This is a genomic window from Micromonospora rosaria, assembly GCF_001567585.1.
Classification (GTDB): Bacteria; Actinomycetota; Actinomycetes; order Mycobacteriales; family Micromonosporaceae; genus Micromonospora; species Micromonospora rosaria.
In genome coordinates this window covers 1-20,022 of sequence record NZ_LRQV01000018.1, presented here as the reverse complement: position 1 = coordinate 20,022, position 20,022 = coordinate 1, and the positions used below count along the sequence as shown (strand labels likewise).

The window sequence follows — 20,022 nt, the reverse complement described above, 5'->3', positions numbered from 1 at the left end:
CGGATCCGGGGTGGGTGGCAGAGTGGGTCGATGCGCGACGACCGACCGTACGACCTCGTCCTGTTCGGCGCGACCGGGTTCACCGGGGGACTCACCGCCGAGTACCTCGCCCGGCACGCCCCGGCCGACCTGCGGTGGGCACTGGCCGGCCGCAACCCGGAGAAGCTGGCCCGGGTCCGGGACCGGCTGGTCGGTGTCGAGCCCCGGCTGGCCGGGCTGGCGCTGCTCACCGCCGACGTGACCGACGAGGAGGCGCTGCGGACCGTCGCCGGGAGCACCCGGGTCCTCGCCACCACGGTCGGCCCGTACGTGCAGCACGGTGACCCGCTGGTCGCCGCCTGCGCCCGGGCCGGCACGGACTACCTGGACATCACCGGGGAACCGGAGTTCGTCGACCTGACGTACCTGCGCCACCACGCCGAGGCGGTCCGTACCGGGGCCCGGCTGGTGCACGCCTGCGGCTTCGACTCGGTCCCGCACGACCTGGGGGTCTGGTTCACCGTCCGGCACCTGCCGACCGACGTGCCGATCACCGTCGACGGGTACGTCCGGGCCGGTGGGCGGTTCTCCGCCGGCACGTACCACTCGGCGCTGACCGCCTTTTCCCGCGCCGGGGAGGCGAGCCGGGTGGCGCGGGAACGGCGCGCGGTCGAACCCCGCCCCACCGACCGGCGGGTCCGGGCGGTACCCGGGCCGGTCGGCCGGTCGGCGGAGACCGGCGGCTGGGCGGTGCCGCTGCCCACGATCGACCCGCAGGTGGTCCGCCGCTCGGCGGCGGCCCGCCCGGAGTACGGCCCGGACTTCCGCTACCGGCACTTCGCCGCGGTGAAACGGCTGCCCACCGTGCTGGCCGGCGCGGCCGGCCTCGGCGGGCTGGCCGCCCTGGTGCGGGTACCGCCCGCCCGGCGGTGGCTGCTCGGTCGGCTCGCCTCCGGGCAGGGGCCGACCCCCGAGCAGCGGGCGAAGTCCTGGTTCCGGGTCCGGTTCGTGGGCGCCGGCGGTGGCCGCCGGGTGGTGACCGAGGTGTCCGGCGGCGACCCCGGGTACGACGAGACGGCGAAGATGCTCGCCGAGTCGGCGCTCTGCCTCGCCCTCGACGACCTGCCGGCCACCGCCGGCCAGGTCACCCCGGTCACCGCGATGGGCGACGCCCTGCTCCACCGCCTCACCCGCGCCGGCCTCACCTTCCGCGTCCTGGAGTAAGGAAGGGCCCCCTGTTAACGCTTTCGGTAGAGGAAGGGCCCCTTCCTAACACCCGGCGGCGGAGCGTGCCGGTCGACGGGTTGACCCTCGACCTGGTCGAGGTGGCAGGATCCCTGGCCGTGGAGAGCTCCCCGGCCGGGCACGGCGACCTGCGCAGCATCGGCGAACTGGCCCGGACCAGCGGCCTGAGCGTCAGCGCCCTGCGCTTCTACGACCGCTCCGGGGTCCTGCCGCCGGCCCTGGTCGACCCGGTCACCGGGTACCGCTGGTACACCGAGGAGCAGGTGCTGCCGGCCCGGCTGGTGGCCGGCCTGCGCCGGGTGGGGATGCCGCTGGCCGGGATCGCCGCCGTGCTGCGGCACCGGGACGAGCCGGCCGCCGTGCGCGGGCTGCTCGACGCCCACCTGCGCCGGCTGGAGGACGGGCTGGCCGACGCCCGCCACGAACTCTCCCGGGTACGGTCCCTGCTGGAGCCGGCGCCGGCACCGGCGGCCACCCGGCTGGTGCTGCGCCGGGTCGACCTGGCCGCCGCCCTGGACGCGGTCCGCTTCGCCGTGGGGATGGACCCCGACCTGCCGATGCTCGGCGCGGTGCTGTTCGACGTCGACCCCCACGGGGTACGGCTGGTCGCCACCGACCGGTACCGGATGGCGTTCGGCCGTGCTCCGGCCCGGGTGACCGGCCCGGCGGTCCGCGCCCCGGTCCCGGTCGCCGCCGTCGACGCCCTCCGCAGCCTGCTCACCGGCCCGCCGGCCGGGGCGGCCGGCCCACCGCGCGCAGACGCCGGCCCGTCGGCCGGAGACGCCCGCACGCCGCCCGGGGAGGGCTCCGCCGGCGGCACCGTCACGGTCGACCTCGACGCCGGGGTGGTCACCGCCGCCGTCGCCGGCCAGCGGGTCCGCGCGGAGGTGCCGGCGGACGACTTCCCCGACTACCGCCGGCTGCTGCGGCGGACCGTCGACGACCGCCCGGTCCGACGGGTACCGGTGGACGTGCCCACCCTGCGGGCGGCGCTGCGCACCGCGCCCACGGTGCTGCGCGAGCACGCGGGGACGGCCCACCGGGTGACCGTGCTCGGGCTGCACGACCGGGACGGGTTACGCCCGCTCGGCCCGGGGGAGCTGACCCCGGAGGGGCCGGCCGCCGACGGGCCGGGACCGCTGCGGGTCGGGGTGAACGGCGGGTACCTGCTCGACGCGCTGGACGCCGCCGGGGCCCGGCAACTGGTGCTGGAGCTGGACGGGCCGATCGGCCCGCTGGCGATACGTCGCCCCGACGACCCGGACGTCTTCTCGGTCCTCATGCCGATCCGCCTCTGACCACCGCCCGCGCCGGTTCCGCCACTGACCGGCCCGGCCGGGAGACCCGGTGGACGGGGGCACCGCTCCACCGCCAGCGGCGCGAGCCGGCGGCGACGGTAGCATTCGGGGGTTCCCACCTGACGGGCCGGACGGAGGCGTACGGAGCAGCATGCTCGACATGGAGTTGATCCGGAAGGATCGCGAGGCGGTGGCGACCGCGCTGGCCAAGCGGCTGGATCCGGCCGAGGTCACTCGGGCGCTGGACGAGATCGGGCAGCTCGACCGGGAGCGGCGGAGCCTGATCACCGAGATCGACGCCGAGCGGCAGCGCCGCAAGGCGGAGGCGCGGGCGTACGCCGCCGCGAAGCGGGCCGGCACCGAGCCGGAGGTCTCCGCGCCGGAGGCGGGTCGCAAGCAGGTCGCCGAGCTGGAGTCCCAGCTCGACGAGGTGCAGTCCCGGCTGCGCGACCGGATGAGCGAGCTGCCGAACCTGCCGGCCGAGGACGTCGTCCCCGGCGGCAAGGAGGCCAACCGGGTGGTCAAGGTCTTCGGTGAGCCGCCGGCCATCGAGAAGGTACGCGACCACGTCGAGTTGAGCCGGGCGTTGGGCCTGGTCGACTACGAGCGGGGGGTGAAGCTCGGCGGCTCCGGCTTCTGGATCTACACCGGCACCGGGGCCCGGCTGGAGTGGGCGCTGGTCACCTGGTTCGTCGAGCGGCACCTCGCCGCCGGGTACGAGTTCCTCCTGCCGCCGCACCTGCTGCTCAACTCGGCCGGGTACGCCGCCGGGCAGTTCCCGAAGTTCTACGACGACGTGTACCACCTCGACGCCGACAGCGCCCCGCGCGGGCAGTTCCTGCTGCCCACCTCGGAGACGGCGATCCTCGGCGCGTACCAGGACGAGATCCTGGAGACCGCGAAGCTGCCGCTGAAGGCGTTCGCGTACACCCCCTGTTACCGGCGGGAGTCGGCCGGGTCGCACTCCGACGAGCGCGGCACCGTCCGGGGCCACCAGTTCAACAAGGTGGAGATCTTCCAGTTCACCCTGCCCGAGCAGGCCGACGCGGCGCTGGAGGAGATGCTGGCGCACGCGGAGGGCCTGGTCGAGGCGCTCGGCCTGCACTACCGGCGCAGCCTGCTCGCGGCGGGCGACGCCAGCGCCTCGATGAAGAAGACCCTCGACATCGAGGTGTGGATGCCGAGCACCGGCAAGTACAAGGAGGTCTCGTCGGTCTCCTGGGCCGGCGACTACCAGGCCCGCCGGGCCGCCATCCGCTACCGGGAGCCGGGCGGCAAGCAGACCCGCTTCGTGCACACCCTCAACGGGTCGGCGCTGGCCACCAGCCGCCTCTTCCCGGCGATCCTGGAGCAGTTCCAGCAACCCGACGGCTCGGTGCTGGTGCCCGAGGTGCTCCGCGACCGGGTCGGCACCGACCGCCTCACCCCCCGCTGACGGCCCGCCCCGCCCCGACACCCGCCGCCGGGCCGCCACCGATCCCGGTGGCGGCCCGGCGTTCGTCGGTGTCCCCGGTGGACGTGGTGCCGTCGACCGGCAGGCCCGTCACCGGACGTGACGGTCCGCCGCACCGTCCGGGCGGCCCCTCGACCCGCTCACCGACCTGGCCCGGCGCAGGGCGGCCAGCGCCAGGAGGGCCCCGAGCAGCGCCGCCAGGACGACCGGACCGGCGGCGTCGAGGCCGGTGACCAGGGCTCGCTGGAGGCGGGCGGCGACGGCCACCACCGGGTCGCCGAGCGCGTCGCGCCGGCCGGCGGCGAGCCGGATCTCGTACCAGCCGTACCAGGCGACGTAGCCGCCGGCGAGGAGCAGTACCGCGCCGCTGAGCCGGGGTACCACCGCGCCGGCGCCACGGATCCGGGCCACCAGGTGACCCCGGAGCATCGCGACGGCGAGCGCGGTCACCGCCACGACCAGGCCCATCCCGATCGCGTACGCGACGAAGAGGGCCAGGCCGCGCAGCGCGGAACCGGCCTGGACGCTGGTCACCACGATCGCCAGGAACGGGGCGATCGCGCAGGTCAGCGAGGCCAGCGCGGAGGCCATGCCGAAGAGCACCATGGACGGCCAGGAGCGGGTCAGGCGCGGGGCCCGGGTGAGCCCAAGTGGGGCCGGCAGCCCGCGACCGGCGAGCAACCAGCAGCCCAGCCCGACCAGGAGCAGGCCGAGTCCGACGGTGAACCAGGGCAGCCGGGGCCGTAGCCACCCGGTCAGCGGCGCGAGCGCCAGGCCGACCGCGCCGAAGACCAGGACGTACCCGGTGGTCAGCGCGGCGGCGGCGGTCAGGGCGCGGCCGACCGCGCCGCGCCCGGCGGAGCCGCAACCCGCGCCACCGCCCGGACTATGCGGGTCGGCCACCAGCAACGACAGGTACGCCGGCAGCAGCGCGAAGCCGCACGGGTTGACCGCGCCGAGCATCCCGGCGGTCAGCGACAGCAGCAGCGGGGCGGTCACGCCGCGCCGCTCAGCCGGCGAGTTGGGCGAGCCGCCGGGTGAACGCCTCCCCGTCGAGGAAGCCCTGGTAGATCACCCGCCCGTTCCGGTCGATGAGGACGAAGGTGCTCTGCTCGACCACCTCGAACCGCCGCCAGATCGCCCCCTCCCGGTCGTCCAGCGTCGGTACCCGCGACAACTCGAACTCGGTGACGAAGTCCCGGATGGCCTGCCGCTCGCCGAGGCCGGCGACGCCGATCACCGGGACCGTGTCGCGGTAGGCGGGTGCCACCTCGGCGACCGTCCACGCCTGACTGGCACAGGTGGCGCACCACGGGGCCCAGAACCAGAGCACCACCGGACGCCCGGCCAGTCCGGCCGCGGAGAACGGCGTACCGTCCAGGGTGCGCCCGGTGAACCGGAGCGTCTCCGGGGCCGGCGCGGCGCTGGCCGACGCCCCGGCGGGGGCCGGCTCGGCGCCGGTGGACTGGGTCACGCCGACCGGCCGGGGCGACGCCCCACCGTCGGCGCAGGACGCCGTGCCGAGCAGGGCGACGGCCAGCACGACCGCGGTGACGGCTCGCGTGCGCATCCGTGGGCTCCTCTCCGCTACGTGGCCTTGACCAGCCGCAGCGCGAGTTCCGGGCAGACCTTGACCGCCTTCTGGGCGCCCTCCCGCAGCCAGGTCGGCACCGGGGTGGGCGGGAAGGCGGGGTAACCGTTGGCGTCGAGCCGGATGAAGTCCGGTACGACGTGTGCGCAGAGCCCGTGGCCGTCGCAGCGGGACCAGTCCAGGGTCAACTTCTGGGGGTTGCCGTCGGGTGCCCCGGGCAGCCCCATCACGCCCTTGACCCGCCGGCCGCACCCCTCCCCGGTGGTGTGCAGCCGCAGGTCGTCGGCGAAGACCTCCATCGCGGAGAGGGCGAAGCGGGCCGTACCGTCGGGGTGGCTGCACGCGCCGCGCCCCTTCACGTCGCCGGCCGCCGCCCGGACGATCTCGACCGGGGCGCTCCCGGAGACGGCGAGGTCGACCGCGCGGGCCAGGTCGGGCAGGCCCATCTTGCACGGCCCGCACTGGCCGGCCGACTCGCCGGCCAGGTAGCGGACCACCTGCGCCGCCTCGCCCAGCGGGCAGGTGTCCTTGCCGAGCGGGACGATGATCCCGGCGCCCAGGGTGCCGCCGACGGCGGCGAGTCCCTTGCGGGACACCTCCGCCATGTCCGCCGCCGCCGACGTGATCCACTTGCCGTGGTAGCCGCCCATCAGGATGCCCGGCCCCTCCGGCACCTCGCACAGGTCGAGGATCTCCCGCAGCGGGGTGCCGGCCGCGCACTCCACCACGGCCTGCCGGGCCGCCGCGCCGGTGACGGTGAGCAGCACCGTGCCCGGTTCGTCGTCGGTGCCGAGCGCGGCGTACTCGTACGGGCCGAGCCGGGCGGCGACGGCGAGTTGGGCGTACGTCTCGGCGTTGGAGAGCAGGGTGGGCAGCCCGTTCACGCCCGAGTCGCTGGAGCGCTTCTTGGTGCCGGGCGGGATGTGCGGCAGCCCGTTGATCCCGTTGACCAGGGCACCGCCCTCGCCGGAGATGAACCGGTGCGGCACGGTGACGATGCTGGTGTCGACCGGCATCGGGCGCTCCTCCAGCGCCAGGGTCAGCGACTCCCGGCCGATGTCGTCGTCGGCCACCCCGATGACGATCTCCTCGGCGTCCAACGCGTACGCGGCCAGCGCCGCGCCGTCGAGGATCAGGTGCGGGGCCCGGGTGAGCAGCACCTTGTCCTTCCAGCTCGCCGGCTCCCCCTCGGTGGCGTTGACCACCACCACGGGCGAGAGGTCCTGCCGTTCGCAGGACTCCAGCACAGCCCGCAGCTTCTTCGCGAGCGGGAATCCCGCCCCGCCCTTGCCCTTGAGCTGGATGGCCTCGGCCAGGCCCAGCAGGTTCGCCGGCTCCATCGGGCCGATCGGGCCGTGCACCTGCTCGTGGGCGTACAGGTCGAGCCGGCCGAACTCGGCGAACCCGGCGGTCAGCCGGGGTTCCCCGACGCACGCCACCGGGGGCACCGTGGTCCGCATCGTCACTTCGCCTCACCCCGCAGCCCGGCCCAGTACGCGCCGTCCACCGCGTCGGCGGTGGCCCGTCGACGGCCCTTCGACCGGTTGTCACCAGCGGCCCGGCGGGCCCGCCGGGAGGCGAGGTCGACCAGGGTCGGGGTGTCGTCGACCGGCAGGTCGTCGGCGACGTACCGGCCCGGCGGACGCCAGTAGTCGGGGACCTCGTCCGGGACCTCGTCCTCGGCGCTGTGCCGGCCACCGCCGCTGCGCGGTGCGAGGGCGCCCCCGCCGCTGCGCGGCGCGAGGGAGCCACCGTCGCTTCGCGGCGCACTGGAGATCGGCTCGCGGGGGCCGGCGGAGACCGGGTCGACGGGCGCGGCGGAGACGGGGTCGGCCGACTCCCAGCGGCGGGGGCTGTCCCACGGCTCCTCGGGTCCATCGGCGGTGGCCGGCGGGGCGGAGTAGCGCGACCGGGCCTCGACCCGGGGCCGGGACCGCCGGGAGGTCACCTCGACCTCGGCCTCGTCCCGGCGTCGCCGGGTGGGCCGTTCGTCGTCGCGCCGGGCCGCCGGGGCGAGGTCGTCCTCGTCCCGCCGCCGACGTGCCGGCTCCTCGTCGCGCCGCCGGCCGGGGCGGACGGGTTCGCGCAGGGTGCCGGGCTCGGGGACCACCGGTACCGTGAACCGGTCCGGATCGCCACGGCGCGCGCCGGGCGCGGTGGCCCAGCCGCCGGTGGTGGTCTCGGCCCAGCCATTGGCCCGGGTTCCGCGCCCCCGGCCCGACCGGCTCTCCTCCTTCTCGGCGCTGTCGCCCCGGCGGCCGGTCAGGTTGCCCAGCAGCGACCGGCCGATGCCCTGGTCGACCGGCTTGCCGGCCATCGCCTTGTTCAGCGCGGCGGCCTGGCTCTGCTCGCGGCTGCGCTTGCCGAGGGTCACGGAGAGCCGGACGAAGAGCGCCACCACCACCAGCAGCACGCAGACGAGGTAGCTCAGGTTGACCCAGGTGGCCGCCGGGCGGCCGGCGTTGAGCCCGTGGATCAGCGCGAAGGGCCAGGACACGTACGCCGTCGAGTGCAGGGCGCGCCAGAGCCACTTCGGACCGGTACCGGCGAACCGGGCCCGGATGAGGCCGGTCCAGAGCACGCTGACCATCATGAAGGAGGCCACCGTGCCGAGCCCGACGTAGAGGCCCCGACCGCCGACGAACGGGACGAGGACGTCGGTCGGCCCGGCCCGGCCGATGGCGATCTTGGTGATGACGTGGAAGACCAGACCCGCCACGCCGATGATGCCGGTGGCCCGGTGCGCGGACTGCAACAGCACCCGGTGCGGGATCTGCAACACCAGCCGGTCGGTGGCGAGCAGCCCCATCATCACGGTGAGGCTCAACGCGACCAGGGCCACCACCCCGGCGAAGTAGTCGGTGAAGAAGAAGGAGTACGCGTAGACCGCCTGCCCGAGGCTGGTGAGCATCGTGACGGCCCAGAGGAGGGCGAGCGCCGAGCCGATCAGCAGCACGATCGTCATCGGCGAGCGCGTCCTCCCCCCTCGGCTGCTGCTCATGGTGCGGACGCTCGTGGCCTTCTGCTTCTGCTGTGCCCGGGCCATCGCTCCCCGATCGTCTAACGGCGGCGCACCGCCGGCCGACCCTGCTCCCCCATCGAGTACGGCCGGGCGGCACGAGCGGATCACCCCGGCCCCGGAATTTTTCCGCCGGCCGGTCGAACCGGTACGCCCCGAAACTCGTGTACGCCCGCCGGCCCGGCGTTTTGTGTGCTTTAAGTAGATTCATGAGGTACCTGGGATTCCGCAGACCGGGGCGGCTCGGCACCGTGCTGGCGGTACCGGCGCTCGTGGTGGCCGCCCTGCTCGCCGGGCTGGCCCTGACCCGGGGGACGGCACCGCCGGTCACCACCCCACCCACGACCGTCCCGTCCACCCGGTCACCGTCCGCGCCGCCCCCGTCGGGCGACGCCGTCGAGGCCGTACCGGAGGCGGCGCCCGCCCCCGACGACCTGCCGGTGGTGGACTACGACCCGGCCCCCGCCGGGTTCCCGGCCGACCCGGACACGATGGAGGTCACCCCGCTCACCGAGGGGCTGCGCCCGACCCGCCGGCTCGCCGCGTACGACGCCCCCGGCGGGCGACCGCTTGCCTTCCTCGACCCGACCATCCGGGGCGTCGAGCTGACCCTGCCGGTCGCGCAGCGCCGGACCGGCTGGGTGGCGGTGCTGCTGCCCTCGGCGAACCGCCGGCTCGCCTGGCTGCCGGCGGGCGGCTGGACCACCACCGACCTGCGCGACCAGATCGTGGTGGAACGGCGGGCACACCGGCTGACCTGGTACCGCGACGGCGTCGCCCGCCGGTCCTGGCCGGTCAGCCTCGGCCGGCGCGGCCAGGAGACCCCGCTGGGGCGTACCTTCGTCCTCGGCCGGACCACCCCCACCGGGGCGGTGTACGGCGGGGTGGACATCTACGCCCTCGGCTCGATCCCCGACGACCTGGACGCGGTGCCGGCCAGCCTGCGCGGCGCGCACATCGGCATCCACAGTTGGCACCACGACGGCGAACTGGGCCGCAGCACCACCAACGGCTGCGTCCGGCTGACCCGCAGCGCCCAACGCCTGCTCCTGGCCGAGGTACCGCCGGGCAGCCCCGTGGTCGTCGTCGACACCCTCTCCGCCGCCTGATCCGGGTCCGTCTCACCCGGGCAGCGCCCTCGTCCGCCCTCCAGGTATCGCGGCTACTCCCTGTCGAGCTGAATCGTCTGCGCCATCACCGCCTCTCCCGCCGCCCCGGGCCCCTACACCGGCCGGCCGGCGACAGCCTTCTTCTGTGTGGTCTCGGGCGCGATGGTGCGGACTACGTCCTTGTTGTTGCGGGGCAGTCGTGAGGGCGGGACGCGGCCCGGGATCGGCGGCCGTGTTGGTGCACACCGCAGGCTTGTCGGTGTACTGCCCCACGGTTCCTTTCGAGCTGCCCTCATAGAAGGGGCAGGGCTCGGCACGCCGGTGAGAGCGGAGAACGTGCGACGTGGGCGTCAGCGAGGCCGGCCCGGGCGTCAGTCGAGCGCGGTGTGCACGCACACTGTCGGATTAACCCCTCGCCGGCGGTCGACCCGAGGTCGTCCTCACCCTGAAAAGCAACTGACGACGGCCCGCAGCCACGTTCACGACGCAGCCACCCCACTCACCGGCTGCGTCGACCGTATCGTCACTTACCGAGCCGCCATCTGAGTCAGTCGCTGTCGAACGGCTGCACGATCTTCGGGCCGCCGGTGTGCGGCGCCGGGACGTACCCGGGGTACGGCTCGGGTAGTGCCGCCACGCAGGCTGCGGAGCAGGCGTTGACCAGTAACGGCAGGACGTCGGTGCCGACGCAGCGGGAGATCCAGACCTGGCGAAGCTCGGCCCGGACCGGCCCGTCGCAGACGCTGCAGGTTCGCACGGCGTCGGCACCCCACTCGGCCGGATCGAGCGTACCGAGATCCGCCTCCCCGGTGACGGTCACCGGCCGCAGCCTCGGGAACGGCGGCCGGAACTTGACGTTGCCGTAGAGAACGCGGGTGCTCACCCTGCTGTCGGCCAGTTTCGTGCACCTGGTCAGCTCGTACGGGTACCAGTGCAGTCGGTGGGACGTGTAGGGATCGAACTTCTCAAGGCTCGTCATGGCCCCGATCTCGGGCGGCAGGCGGACCAGGTTCGTGCCGTAGAGCACCAGGTGCGTGACGGCGGTCAGCTTCGCGATCGTCGGCGGTAGCGTGACGATCTGCCGCCTCTCGGCGGCGCTCAGCTCCACGAACGGCCTGAACACCGGCCGGCCGTCCGCCGCCGCCTCGTCGATCAGCGCCAGCAGATGCTGCCAGCCCGCCGCCTCGGTGTCCTGCCGATCCCCGTGGAAGGAGACAACCTCGGGCCGGGTCGCCACCGAATAGCCGACGCACCGGCAATGATCGCGAGCAGGCCCGTCCCCGGCGGGTCCGACCGCATCCGCGAACCGGTTCGGAAACAGCTGCGGCGTGCTCTGCTTGCGTTCCACGCGCCGAGCGTACTGAGATCCCCCATGTGGTCCGCCCGCCGAGCCCTGCCCCGTCCATGGGTGCAGGTCGACAGGAGCCGCAGGGCACCACACCGAGAAGCCTGCGGTGCGCCACCGACGCAGCCGCCGACGCCTGTCGAACTGATGACGCACACGACTCAGCTCGACACGGCCCGAGCGGGCATCCTGCCGACACCCCGCCCGCGAGCATGGCGGGGCCGGAAACGGGTACCAGCGGGGCATGAGGGCGAGCTTCCGGATCGGTCGGGTCGCCGGCGTACCGGTCGGGGTCAACTGGAGCGTCCTGGTCATCTTCGCGCTGATCGCCTGGGCCCTGTCGGCCAGCCAGTTCCCCCAGGTGTACCCGGGCCGGCCCGGCTGGGCGTACCTGCTCGCCGGGTTGAGCGCGGCGGTGGTGTTCTTCCTCGGCCTGCTCGCCCACGAGGTGTCCCACGCCGTGGTGGCCAAGCGCAACGGGCTGGAGGTGGAGGGGATCACGCTCTGGCTCTTCGGTGGCGTGGCCGAGTTGCGCGGCGAGGCGAAGGACCCGGGGGCCGAGCTGCGCATCGCCGGGGTGGGGCCGCTGGTCAGCCTGCTGCTCGGGCTCTTCTTCGGCGGCATCGCGCTGGCCGTCGCGGTCACCGGGGAGCGGGGGCTGCTGCTCGGCGCGCTCTCCTGGCTCGCCGGGATCAACGTCCTGCTGGCGGTCTTCAACATCCTGCCGGCGGCCCCGCTCGACGGTGGGCGGCTGCTGCGGGCGGCGGTGTGGAAGGCGACCGGGGACCGGACGAAGGGCTCGGTGGTGGCCGCCCGCGCCGGGTGGGTCCTCGGGGTGGCGCTGATCGGCCTCGGGCTCTGGCGGTTCCTGGTGGGCGCCGGGGTCGGCGGGCTCTGGCTGGCGCTGATCGGCTGGTTCCTGATCGGGGCGGCCGGCCTGGAGGAGCGGCAGGCCCGGCTGGGCAGCGCGCTGCGCGGGGTACGGGTCGGTGACGTGATGACCGCGCAGCCGCAGACCGCCTCCGGGGAGATGACCGTGGCGGACTTCGTCGACCACTACCTCTTCGCGTACCGGCACACCGCGCTGCCGCTGGTCGAGCAGGGTCGGCCGGTCGGCCTGGTCACCCTGGACCGGGTCCGCGGGGTGTCACCCGACCAGCGGGGTACGACCCGGCTGGCCGAGGTGGCCTGCCGCGCCGACGACCTGGTGCTGGCCCGGCCGGAGGAGGAGCTGACCGACCTGCTCCCCCGGCTGAGCAGGTGCGCCGACGGCCGGGCGCTGGTGGTCACCGGTGACCAGTTGGTCGGCATCGTCTCGCCCACCGACATCAGCCGCGCGGTGCAGCGCGGAACGCTACGCGACCAGGCCACCTCCGGCCGCTGAGCCCGGCCGACCACCCCTGCTCCCCACCGGGCGGGCTCAGCGGGGGAAGAGGTGGTCCAGGAGGTCGGTACGGAAGGTGCCGGTGGGGTCGAGCCGGGCCAGCAGGGCGGCGAAGTCGCCCCAGCGCGGGTAGGTCGCGGCGATCGAGGCGGGATCAAGGCGGAAGACCTTCCCCCAGTGCGGGCGCGGCCCGAACGGGGCGAGCCGGCGTTCCACCTCGGCCACCACCGGGGCCACCGCGACCGGGTCACCGATCCAGGTGAAGTGCACCGCGACGCTGTCCCGGCCGTGGTTGGGGCTGAGCCAGAGCTCGTCCGCCGCGACCGTCCGCAGCTCGCAGACCTGGAGCACGGCGGCGATCCGGTCGGCGACCGGGTCCAGCGCGGCCAGCGCCCCGGCCGCCGCCGCGCGGGGCAGGTGGTACTCCGACTGGAGTTCGTCGCCGTTGCTCGGGGTGAAGCCGAGCCGGAAGTGGGGCAGCCGCTCGTGCCACGGGCCCGGCTCGCCGAGCTGCGCCGTGCAGTTCTCCGCCGGCATCCCCGGCACCGGATGCCGGGGGCCGTCGGCCGCCGTCGTGCCCAGCCAGTCCGGCGGGGGCGCCGGCTGCGCCGCGAGCTGCTTGCGCCACACCTGGCCGAAGCGCGGCGAGCGCCAGTCGGTGAACGCGCTGACGCTGTACGCCGCCGACAGCGCCGCGTCGAGCGCGTCCCGGGGCAGGTCGTGGTGGACGTACTGGCGCACCTCGAAGGTGGGCACCACGTCCAGGGTGACCTCGGTGACCACGCCGAGCGCGCCGAGGCCGACCACCATGCCGGCGAACTCGTCGCCGCCGGTGTGCCGGTCCATCCGCAGCAGGTCCCCGTCGTCGGTGACCAGCTCCAGCCCGGTCACGGCGGTGGCCAGGTTGCCGTTGGCCGGGCCGGAGCCGTGGGTACCGGTGGCGACCGCCCCGGCGACCGAGATGTGCGGCAGCGAGGCGAGGTTCGCCAGCGCGTACCCCTGCGCGTGCAGGCTGGTCGCCACGTCGCCGTAGCGCAGCGCGGCGGCCACGGTGACGGTACGTCGCTCGGGGTCCAGCCGGAGCGTCGGCGGCAGGCCGGCCAGGGTGACCAGGTCCCCGGCGGTGTCGCCGAGGGTGTTGAACGAGTGTCCGCTGCCGACCGCGCGCAGCCGGGTGCTGCCGGCGACCAGGCGGCGCAGCTCGTCGAGCGAGGTCGGGCGATGGTACCGCCGGGCGGTGTAGCGGACGTTGCCCGCCCAGTTGCGTCGCGGTACGCCGTCGGACCGGCCGTCCTGCGCCGCGGTGACGTCCGGTGGGGTCTGCTCCGGGGGAGTCGTCGCCATCCCGGCGACGATACCGGCCGCCGGCCGGCCACGGTTGCCCGCGCGGGAACGGGGAACAGTACGACGATGAGCAGTTACCGCGACCCCACCCTGCGGGGCGACGTCCACCCGTCCGAAGAGGAGATCGACCCGACCGGGATCGGCCCGCTGCCGTCGAGCGCGCCACCCGGGCCGGCGTACCGGGACGACACCGAGCCCGCGCCCGTGCCGGGACCGCCTCCGGCGCCGGTACCCGCGCCCTCCCCCACTCCCCCGCCGGGGCCACCCGGCCCGCCGCCGCGCGCCGGGGCGGCCCGGCCGGGTGGTTAGGAAGGGGCCCTTCCTCTACAGAATGCGTTAACAGGGGGCCCTTCCTTACACCTGGGGCAGGACCTCGGCGGCGACGAGTTCGAGGTGGTCCAGGTCGGCCAGGTCGAGGATCTGAAGGTAGATCCGCTGGCTGCCGGCCTCGGCGTACCGGCCGATCCGCTCGACGATCTCGGCGGGGGTGCCGGCGAGGCCGTTGGCGCGCAGTTCGGCCGGCTCCCGGCCGATGGCGGCGGCCCGCCGGGCGATCTCCTCCTCGGTCCGCCCACAGCAGACCACCAGCGCGTTGGACCAGGTCAGCTCCTTGGCGTCGCGGCCGATCGCGGCGCAGGCGGCGCGGACCCGGCCGAACTGGGCGACGGTGTCCTCGACGGAGACGAAGGGCAGGTTGAACTCGTCGGCGTACCGGGCGGCCAGGCGCGGGGTCCGCTTCGGGCCCATGCCGCCGAGCAGGATCGGCGGGCGGGGCCGCTGCACCGGCTTGGGCAGCGCGGGTGAGGCGGTCACCGGGTAGTACCGGCCGGCGTGGTCGAAGGTCTGCCCGGCGGGGGTGGTCCAGAGCCCGGTGATGACCGCGAGCTGCTCCTCCAGCCGGTCGAAGCGTTCCGCGAGGGGCGGAAAAGGGATCCCGTACGCGGTGTGCTCCTCGGCGTACCAGCCGGTGCCGATGCCCAGCTCGACCCGGCCGCCGCTCATCGCGTCGACCTGGGCGACGGCGATGGCGAGCGGGCCGGGCAGCCGGAAGGTGGCCGCGGTCATCAGGGTGCCGAGCCGGATGCGGCTGGTGTCGCGGGCCAGGCCGGCCAGGGTGATCCAGGCGTCGGTGGGCCCGGGGTCCCCGCTGACGGAGCCCATCTTCAGGTAGTGGTCGGAACGGAAGAACGCGCCGTACCCGGCGTCCTCGGCGCAGCGGGCCACGGCGAGCAACTGGTCGTAGCTGGCGCCCTGCTGGGGCTCGGTGAAGATCCGCAGTTCCATGAGCCGAGCATAGGGAGACGCGCGCGACCGCGCCTCCGGACACCCGGGAAGACGGCATTCGCAAAGTCTTGCAGGAGCTTGCAGCCCTGGCAACAGCGATGCCATCAGGCGGTTACTCGGAAATCCGTAGTTCACAATCACCCGCATCACTGTTACGGTCTCGGCAACCCGCAACTTCTTGCGCAACTTGCAGGAAACCTTGCCGTTGCCTGTCCGCGGCATCCCTCCGTCCCCCGAGGAGTGTGGATGAGACTTCCCCGACCGAAGGTCGCCGTACCGGCCGCCGCCCTGGCCGCCACGATGGTGGCGGCCACCCTGACCGCCCTCACCGCCGGACCGCCGGCCGTCGCGCAGACCGCCGCCACCCAGGCCAACGGCGACTCGATCGTGCACCTGTTCCAGTGGCGCTGGAGTTCGGTGGCGCAGGAGTGCGAGACCACCCTCGGCCCCAACGGCTGGGGCGGCGTGCAGGTCTCCCCGCCGCAGGAGCACGTGGTGCTGCCCACCGCGGAGGGCGCCACCTACCCGTGGTGGCAGGACTACCAGCCGGTGTCGTACCGGGTGGACCAGACCCGGCGCGGCACGAAGGCCGAGTTCGTCGACATGGTCCAGCGGTGCCGGGACCAGGGCGTCAAGATCTACGTGGACATGGTGCTCAACCACATGACCGGCACCGGCTCGGTGGGCAGCGGTCCGGGCAGCGCGGGCACCGTCTACAGCAAGTACGAGTACCCCAACCTGTTCAACGACGGCTCCGGGGACAGCTACCGGTACGCCGACTTCGGCCCCTGCTACCGCACCATCAGCAACTGGGGCAACAAGGCCGAGGTGCAGGACTGCGAACTGCTCGCCCTGGCCGACCTGAACACCGCCGACCCGGAGGTCCGCCGCAAGGTCGCCAAGTACATGAACTCGGTGATCGACCTCGGCGTCGCCGGGTTCCGGGTGGACGCGGCCAAGCACGTGCAGGAGTCGCACCTGGCCGACATCATCAGCCGGCTCAAGGACGTCCCGGTCTTCGGCGGCAAGCCGGACCTGTTCCACGAGGTGTACGGCGACGGCACCATCCCCTACACCGCCTACGCCCCGTACGGCGGGGTGACCAACTTCGACTACCAGCGCTCGGTCGCCTCGGCGTTCCGCGACGGCAACATCGCCCAGCTCGGGAACATGCCGAACTACGGCGGGCTCACCGCCAGCCAGGCGGTCGTGTTCATCGACAACCACGACACCCAGCGCGAGAACCCCACGCTGACCTACAAGAGCGGGGCCCGGTACTACCTGGCCGACTCGTTCATGATGGCCCACCCGTACGGCCGGCCGCAGTTGATGTCCAGCTACGCCTTCGGGTCGGTGCACGGGCAGGGGCCGCCGAGCAGCGGCAACGGCACCACCAACGCCACCAACTGCGCCAGCTCCGAGTGGATCTGCGAGCACCGCAACGAGCAGGTCGCCGGGATGCCCAGCTTCCGCAACGCGGTCGCCGGCACCGGCATCAGCAACCAGGTCACCGACGGCAACGGCCGGCTCGCCTTCGCCCGGGGCAACCGGGGGTACGCGGCCTTCAACGCCACCGGCAGCGCGTGGAGCCGGTCGTTCAGCACCAACCTGCCCAACGGCACGTACTGCAACGTCGCCCGGGGCACCTTCAACCCCGGCACGAAGGCCTGCACCGGCGGCACGATCACGGTCACCGGCGGCAGCTTCACCACCAGCATCCCCGCCGACCGGGGCGTGGCGCTGCACGTCAACGCCCGTACCGACGGCACGACGCCGACCCCCACCGCCACGCCGACGCCGACCCCCACGGCGACCCCGACGGCCACCCCCACCCCGACCGTCCCGGCCGGCGCCACCCGCTTCACGGTGACCGCCACCACCACCTGGGGCCAGGAGGTCTACGTGGTCGGCTCGATCCCGCAGCTCGGCAACTGGAACCCGGGCAGCGGCGTCAAGCTCAGCACCGGCACCAGCACCTACCCGAGCTGGACCGGCACGGTGGACCTGCCGGCCGGCACCTCGTTCGAGTGGAAGCTCGTGAAGATCGGCAACGGCCAGACCGTCTGGGAGAACGGCGCGAACCGGGTCTCCACCGCCGGCGGCACCATCACCGGCACCTGGCGCTGAGGTGTAAGGCTCAGGTGTAAGGAAGGGCCCCTTGTTAACGCCTACGGTAGAGAAGGTCACCCCTCTCACCCTCGGGCTGTTAATAAGGGGCCCTTCCTTCTCAGCGGGCGGGTCAGGCGTACGGAGGGCGGAGGTAGGCGGCGCGCAGTGCGGCCAGGCCGGTCGACGTCGGGGTGAGTGTGCCCCAGCCGGAGTTGAAGTAGTTGGTCCGGACGATCTGCGGGCCGCCCTCCGCGTTGAGCTGGGCGACGGCGGCCGGGACGGTGGCGATCCAGGCGGCCTGGTCGGGAATCTCCGCCGCCCGGACGCCCCACTCGGCGATCAGGGCGGGCCGGGACCGGGCCACCGGCCCCAGGTCGGCCACCACCCAGTCCTTGGTACGGCGGAACCGGGCCAGGGCGGTGTGCGCGGGGTCGGTGGCGTAGGCGTTCCACTGGAGGAAGTCGAGCCGGCTCATCAGCGACTCCGGGTGCAGCCGCCGGTACGCGGTGCGGTCCCAGCCCCCGACGCCGAGCGAGAAGGTCGTCCCGGCCGGCAGGTGCCGGGCCCGGAACCAGTCCACGACGTAGCGCATCGCGCTCACCGCGCGGGCGTCGGCCTGCGCCCAGGTGTACCCGACCCCGCCCTCCGTCGTGCCGAACTCGTGGTCGGTGTCCAGCTCCGAGGCGAGTTGGAGGTTCACCCCGAAACCCAGGGTCCGGTACTGGGACAGCGCGCGGGCCAGCAGGCCGTCACACTGGCCGGCGAGGACCTGACCGTACCCGTACGCCCTCGGCCAGGTGGTGCCCGGCCGCTGCTGGATGGTCATGTTCGGGGCCGGCACCGGGTAGGTGGCCCCGTCCACGGTGACGGTCTGCGGCCCGGCGTCCGGGGCGCCGTAGTGCTTCAGCTCCAGCACCATGTTGAGCCGGACGCCCTGCCGGCCCAGCGTGACCAGCCAGGGCTTCTGCCAGCCGGGGAAGACGTACCCGTCGGCGAGGCTGCGGTACTGGGTCAGCGAGCGGATGTTGCTCCCCGCGAGGTCGGCGGTGGGGTCGGCGTTGCCGGAGAGGTAGTAGCCGCCGAGCACCGGGGCGAGGACGGCGTAGTCGACGTGGGCGGTGGCGGTCCGCCCGGCGCTGTCGCGCACCGCCACGGTGACCCGGGGCATCAGGCCACCGCCTGGTGGACGGCGGTGGCCCCGTCGTCGGACAGCCGGCTCCAGACCCGGCCGGAGTCGTCGGTGACGGTGACGGTCAGCGGCTCGAAGCCGGTGGTGACGCTCACCGGCGCGCTGCTGCGGCCGGCGGCGTCGGTGACCACCACGGTGACGGTCACCGGTTGGCCGTCCGGGTGGCCGTAGACCACGGTCAGCAGCATCGGTTCGCCGGAGACGTACCTGGACTTGTGCAACGTGGCGGTGACGGTGGGTGTGGCCATCCCCGCCTCCCTTCTTCCGGCCGGTCGGCACGACCGGCGGCGCCGGATGGGAGACCGGGTCCGCCCCGGGTGGGGGTGGAACCCGGTTTCACCTGGTACAACGACCGGCGGCCGGCTCCTGCCGGTCAACCATCGGACCCCGTCGCCGTCAGCCAGCCGGTTGCGCGGCGGCGCGCAGGATCCGGTCGCGGGACCGGTGGACGTCGGCGCGGAGCCGGTCCAGGTCGACGTCCAGCACCCGGCCGTCCCACTTGCGGACCTGGCCGGCGACGAACACGGCGGTGACGTTGCGGGCGTCGCTGCCCAGCACGAGCGTGCCGACCGGGTCGTTGAGCGGCATGGTGTTCAGCTCGTCCGCCCCCACCACCAGCAGGTCGGCCTGCCGGCCCGGGGTCAGCGACCCGGTGACGTCGCCCAGCCCGTTGGTCCGGGCCCCCTGCCGGGTGGCGAAGTCGAGCACGTCGGCGGCGCGCAGCCGGGGGCGCGCCGGGCCGGAGCCGTACCCGGCCTCGACGGCCCGCATCCGCTGGATGGCGTACAGCGCACGCATCTGGGTGACCATGTCGCTGGCCAGCGCCACCTCCACGTCGATGCTCAGCCCGGGACGGATGCCGACCGCGAGGGCCTCGTCCACGGCGGGCACCGCGTTCTCCAGCCCGAGCTGCGGTTCCGAGGTGGGGGCCAGGGAGACCGTGGTGCCGGTGTCGGCCATCGCCCGCCACGCCGCACCGGTCAGCCCGGTGCAGTGGATCAGGGTGACGTCGGGTCCGAGCAGGTTGTCCCGGGCCCAGCCGAGGATCGCCGCCGACGACGTGGCCCCGAAGACGGCGTCGACGCTGACCCCGATCCCCAGCTCCCCGGCGAGCCGGGCCAGCTCCGGCCGGTACGCCAGGTCCGGGCCGGCGATCTCGTCGGTGGCCAGCGCGGCCAGCCGGACCGTCAGCAGCGGATGGTCGCCGTACCGGTCGACCAGCCGGGCGAGGTCGGCCGGCCACTGCCGGTCCCACTCGCCGAAGTGCGGCCCCATCGCCGCGTGCACGCCCCGGATTCCGGTGTCGAGCAACGCCTGGACGGCCCCGTCGGAGTGCGCCGCCGAGCGCGAGTTGTGCGAGAAGTCGAGCAGGCAGGTGATGCCGCAGTCGAGGGCGGTGAGCGCGGCCAGCCGGGTGCCGACGTACATGTCCTCGGGGGTGTAGGCGGGGGCGTACCCGGCCAGGGTGGTGCCGAGGTAGGCGCCGAGGTCGTCCACGTCCGGCGTGATCCGGCGCAACTGCCCCTGCCAGGCGTGCCGGTGGGTGTCGACGAACCCGGGCGCGACGATGTCGCCGGTGACGTCGACGACGAGCGCGCCCTCGGTAGCGGCCCCGGGCCGCGCGCCGCCCGTCGTGGCCCCGGACCACAGGTCGGTGCCGACGGCGGCCCCGG

18 protein-coding genes are annotated in these 20,022 nt (G+C 74.2%); 7 read left to right on the top strand and 11 right to left on the bottom strand.

Going from position 1 to position 20,022, the window contains the following annotated elements; genetic code table 11:
* Positions 1 to 30: 30 nt before the first annotated feature.
* The 3 genes from AWW66_RS07965 (at position 31) to serS (ending at position 3,957) form a co-directional block, all read left to right on the top strand.
* Complete coding sequence (locus tag AWW66_RS07965; RefSeq protein WP_067362002.1) at positions 31 to 1,203, top strand: saccharopine dehydrogenase family protein; 1,173 nt, start codon at positions 31 to 33, stop codon at positions 1,201 to 1,203.
* A 149-nt stretch (positions 1,204 to 1,352) separates the two neighbouring features.
* Positions 1,353 to 2,522 carry a DNA polymerase III subunit beta family protein gene (locus AWW66_RS07960; RefSeq protein ID WP_067362094.1) on the top strand — a complete coding sequence of 390 codons (1,170 nt, stop codon included), beginning with the start codon at positions 1,353 to 1,355 and terminating at the stop codon, positions 2,520 to 2,522.
* A gap of 151 nt (positions 2,523 to 2,673) precedes the next feature.
* The gene (gene serS / locus AWW66_RS07955; RefSeq protein ID WP_067361999.1) at positions 2,674 to 3,957 is read left to right on the top strand and encodes a serine--tRNA ligase; all 1,284 of its coding nucleotides are present in this window, start codon (positions 2,674 to 2,676) and stop codon (positions 3,955 to 3,957) included.
* On the opposite strand, the gene AWW66_RS35915 is transcribed toward serS, so the two are convergent.
* Genes AWW66_RS35915 through AWW66_RS07935 form a run of 5 tightly spaced genes read right to left on the bottom strand, consistent with a single transcriptional unit; the run spans position 3,944 to position 8,531 of the window.
* Positions 3,944 to 4,069 carry a hypothetical protein gene (locus AWW66_RS35915; RefSeq protein WP_281179570.1) on the bottom strand — a complete coding sequence of 42 codons (126 nt, stop codon included), beginning with the start codon at positions 4,067 to 4,069 and terminating at the stop codon, positions 3,944 to 3,946. The genes serS and AWW66_RS35915 overlap by 14 nt on opposite strands.
* On the bottom strand, positions 4,066 to 4,974 hold the full coding sequence (locus tag AWW66_RS07950; RefSeq protein WP_157527261.1) for a cytochrome c biogenesis CcdA family protein: 909 nt from the start codon (positions 4,972 to 4,974) through the stop codon (positions 4,066 to 4,068). Before AWW66_RS07950 ends, AWW66_RS35915 begins: the two co-directional genes overlap by 4 nt.
* A 10-nt stretch (positions 4,975 to 4,984) precedes the next feature.
* Complete coding sequence (locus tag AWW66_RS07945; protein WP_067361997.1) at positions 4,985 to 5,545, bottom strand: TlpA family protein disulfide reductase; 561 nt, start codon at positions 5,543 to 5,545, stop codon at positions 4,985 to 4,987.
* A gap of 17 nt (positions 5,546 to 5,562) precedes the next feature.
* Complete coding sequence (locus AWW66_RS07940; RefSeq protein WP_067361994.1) at positions 5,563 to 7,026, bottom strand: NADH-quinone oxidoreductase subunit NuoF family protein; 1,464 nt, start codon at positions 7,024 to 7,026, stop codon at positions 5,563 to 5,565.
* Between the two features lie 2 nt (positions 7,027 to 7,028).
* Positions 7,029 to 8,531, bottom strand: a complete 1,503-nt coding sequence (locus tag AWW66_RS07935; protein ID WP_083978315.1) for a ferric reductase-like transmembrane domain-containing protein — start codon at positions 8,529 to 8,531, stop codon at positions 7,029 to 7,031.
* Between the two features lie 263 nt (positions 8,532 to 8,794).
* Here AWW66_RS07935 and AWW66_RS07930 point away from each other — a divergent pair, with 263 nt between their 5' ends.
* Positions 8,795 to 9,694, top strand: coding sequence for a L,D-transpeptidase (locus tag AWW66_RS07930; RefSeq protein ID WP_067361988.1), 900 nt, complete (start codon positions 8,795 to 8,797; stop codon positions 9,692 to 9,694).
* A 547-nt stretch (positions 9,695 to 10,241) separates the two neighbouring features.
* Here the strand turns inward: AWW66_RS07930 and AWW66_RS07925 are convergent.
* Positions 10,242 to 11,042 (bottom strand): leucine-rich repeat domain-containing protein, encoded by an 801-nt coding sequence (locus AWW66_RS07925; protein ID WP_211271867.1) that lies wholly within the window; start codon positions 11,040 to 11,042, stop codon positions 10,242 to 10,244.
* Positions 11,043 to 11,283: 241 nt separating this feature from the next.
* Between AWW66_RS07925 and AWW66_RS07920 the strand changes: the two genes are divergently transcribed.
* Positions 11,284 to 12,423, top strand: coding sequence for a site-2 protease family protein (locus AWW66_RS07920; protein WP_067361980.1), 1,140 nt, complete (start codon positions 11,284 to 11,286; stop codon positions 12,421 to 12,423).
* A 36-nt stretch (positions 12,424 to 12,459) separates the two neighbouring features.
* Here AWW66_RS07920 and AWW66_RS07915 read toward each other — a convergent pair whose 3' ends face one another.
* Positions 12,460 to 13,767 (bottom strand): D-arabinono-1,4-lactone oxidase, encoded by a 1,308-nt coding sequence (locus AWW66_RS07915; RefSeq protein ID WP_083978314.1) that lies wholly within the window; start codon positions 13,765 to 13,767, stop codon positions 12,460 to 12,462.
* Positions 13,768 to 13,833: 66 nt separating this feature from the next.
* Between AWW66_RS07915 and AWW66_RS32535 the strand changes: the two genes are divergently transcribed.
* A complete protein-coding gene (locus tag AWW66_RS32535) occupies positions 13,834 to 14,076 on the top strand; it encodes a hypothetical protein (protein ID WP_211271866.1) in 243 nt (80 codons plus the stop codon).
* A 45-nt stretch (positions 14,077 to 14,121) separates the two neighbouring features.
* Here AWW66_RS32535 and AWW66_RS07910 read toward each other — a convergent pair whose 3' ends face one another.
* The gene (locus AWW66_RS07910) at positions 14,122 to 15,051 is read right to left on the bottom strand and encodes an LLM class F420-dependent oxidoreductase (RefSeq protein WP_067361976.1); all 930 of its coding nucleotides are present in this window, start codon (positions 15,049 to 15,051) and stop codon (positions 14,122 to 14,124) included.
* A gap of 246 nt (positions 15,052 to 15,297) precedes the next feature.
* On the opposite strand from AWW66_RS07910, the gene AWW66_RS07905 reads away from it, so the two are divergent.
* The gene (locus AWW66_RS07905) at positions 15,298 to 17,178 is read left to right on the top strand and encodes a carbohydrate-binding module family 20 domain-containing protein (RefSeq protein ID WP_067361973.1); all 1,881 of its coding nucleotides are present in this window, start codon (positions 15,298 to 15,300) and stop codon (positions 17,176 to 17,178) included.
* A 112-nt stretch (positions 17,179 to 17,290) separates the two neighbouring features.
* On the opposite strand, the gene AWW66_RS07900 is transcribed toward AWW66_RS07905, so the two are convergent.
* From AWW66_RS07900 to AWW66_RS07890, 3 genes are all read right to left on the bottom strand, one after another.
* The gene (locus AWW66_RS07900) at positions 17,291 to 18,328 is read right to left on the bottom strand and encodes a hypothetical protein (protein WP_067361970.1); all 1,038 of its coding nucleotides are present in this window, start codon (positions 18,326 to 18,328) and stop codon (positions 17,291 to 17,293) included.
* Positions 18,328 to 18,597, bottom strand: a complete 270-nt coding sequence (locus AWW66_RS07895) for a hypothetical protein (protein ID WP_067361967.1) — start codon at positions 18,595 to 18,597, stop codon at positions 18,328 to 18,330. The genes AWW66_RS07900 and AWW66_RS07895 overlap by 1 nt, the downstream gene beginning before the upstream one ends.
* A 148-nt stretch (positions 18,598 to 18,745) precedes the next feature.
* Positions 18,746 to 20,022 (bottom strand): amidohydrolase family protein (locus AWW66_RS07890; protein ID WP_157527259.1); only part of this gene is annotated, 1,277 nt, incomplete at its 5' end.

Excerpts from the sequence above, each read along its gene's own strand:
- AWW66_RS32535 (WP_211271866.1), top strand. The coding sequence starts at position 13,834 with ATGAGCAGTTACCGCGACCCCACCCTGCGGGGCGACGTCCACCCGTCC.
- AWW66_RS07965 (WP_067362002.1), top strand. The coding sequence starts at position 31 with ATGCGCGACGACCGACCGTACGACCTCGTCCTGTTCGGCGCGACCGGG.
- AWW66_RS07945 (WP_067361997.1), bottom strand. The coding sequence starts at position 5,545 with ATGCGCACGCGAGCCGTCACCGCGGTCGTGCTGGCCGTCGCCCTGCTC.
- AWW66_RS07915 (WP_083978314.1), bottom strand. The coding sequence starts at position 13,767 with ATGGCGACGACTCCCCCGGAGCAGACCCCACCGGACGTCACCGCGGCG.
- AWW66_RS07920 (WP_067361980.1), top strand. The coding sequence starts at position 11,284 with ATGAGGGCGAGCTTCCGGATCGGTCGGGTCGCCGGCGTACCGGTCGGG.
- serS (WP_067361999.1), top strand. The coding sequence starts at position 2,674 with ATGCTCGACATGGAGTTGATCCGGAAGGATCGCGAGGCGGTGGCGACC.
- AWW66_RS07930 (WP_067361988.1), top strand. The coding sequence starts at position 8,795 with ATGAGGTACCTGGGATTCCGCAGACCGGGGCGGCTCGGCACCGTGCTG.
- AWW66_RS07905 (WP_067361973.1), top strand. The coding sequence starts at position 15,298 with ATGAGACTTCCCCGACCGAAGGTCGCCGTACCGGCCGCCGCCCTGGCC.
- AWW66_RS07910 (WP_067361976.1), bottom strand. The coding sequence starts at position 15,051 with ATGGAACTGCGGATCTTCACCGAGCCCCAGCAGGGCGCCAGCTACGAC.
- AWW66_RS07900 (WP_067361970.1), bottom strand. The coding sequence starts at position 18,328 with ATGCCCCGGGTCACCGTGGCGGTGCGCGACAGCGCCGGGCGGACCGCC.
- AWW66_RS07935 (WP_083978315.1), bottom strand. The coding sequence starts at position 8,531 with ATGACGATCGTGCTGCTGATCGGCTCGGCGCTCGCCCTCCTCTGGGCC.
- AWW66_RS07895 (WP_067361967.1), bottom strand. The coding sequence starts at position 18,597 with ATGGCCACACCCACCGTCACCGCCACGTTGCACAAGTCCAGGTACGTC.
- AWW66_RS07940 (WP_067361994.1), bottom strand. The coding sequence starts at position 7,026 with ATGCGGACCACGGTGCCCCCGGTGGCGTGCGTCGGGGAACCCCGGCTG.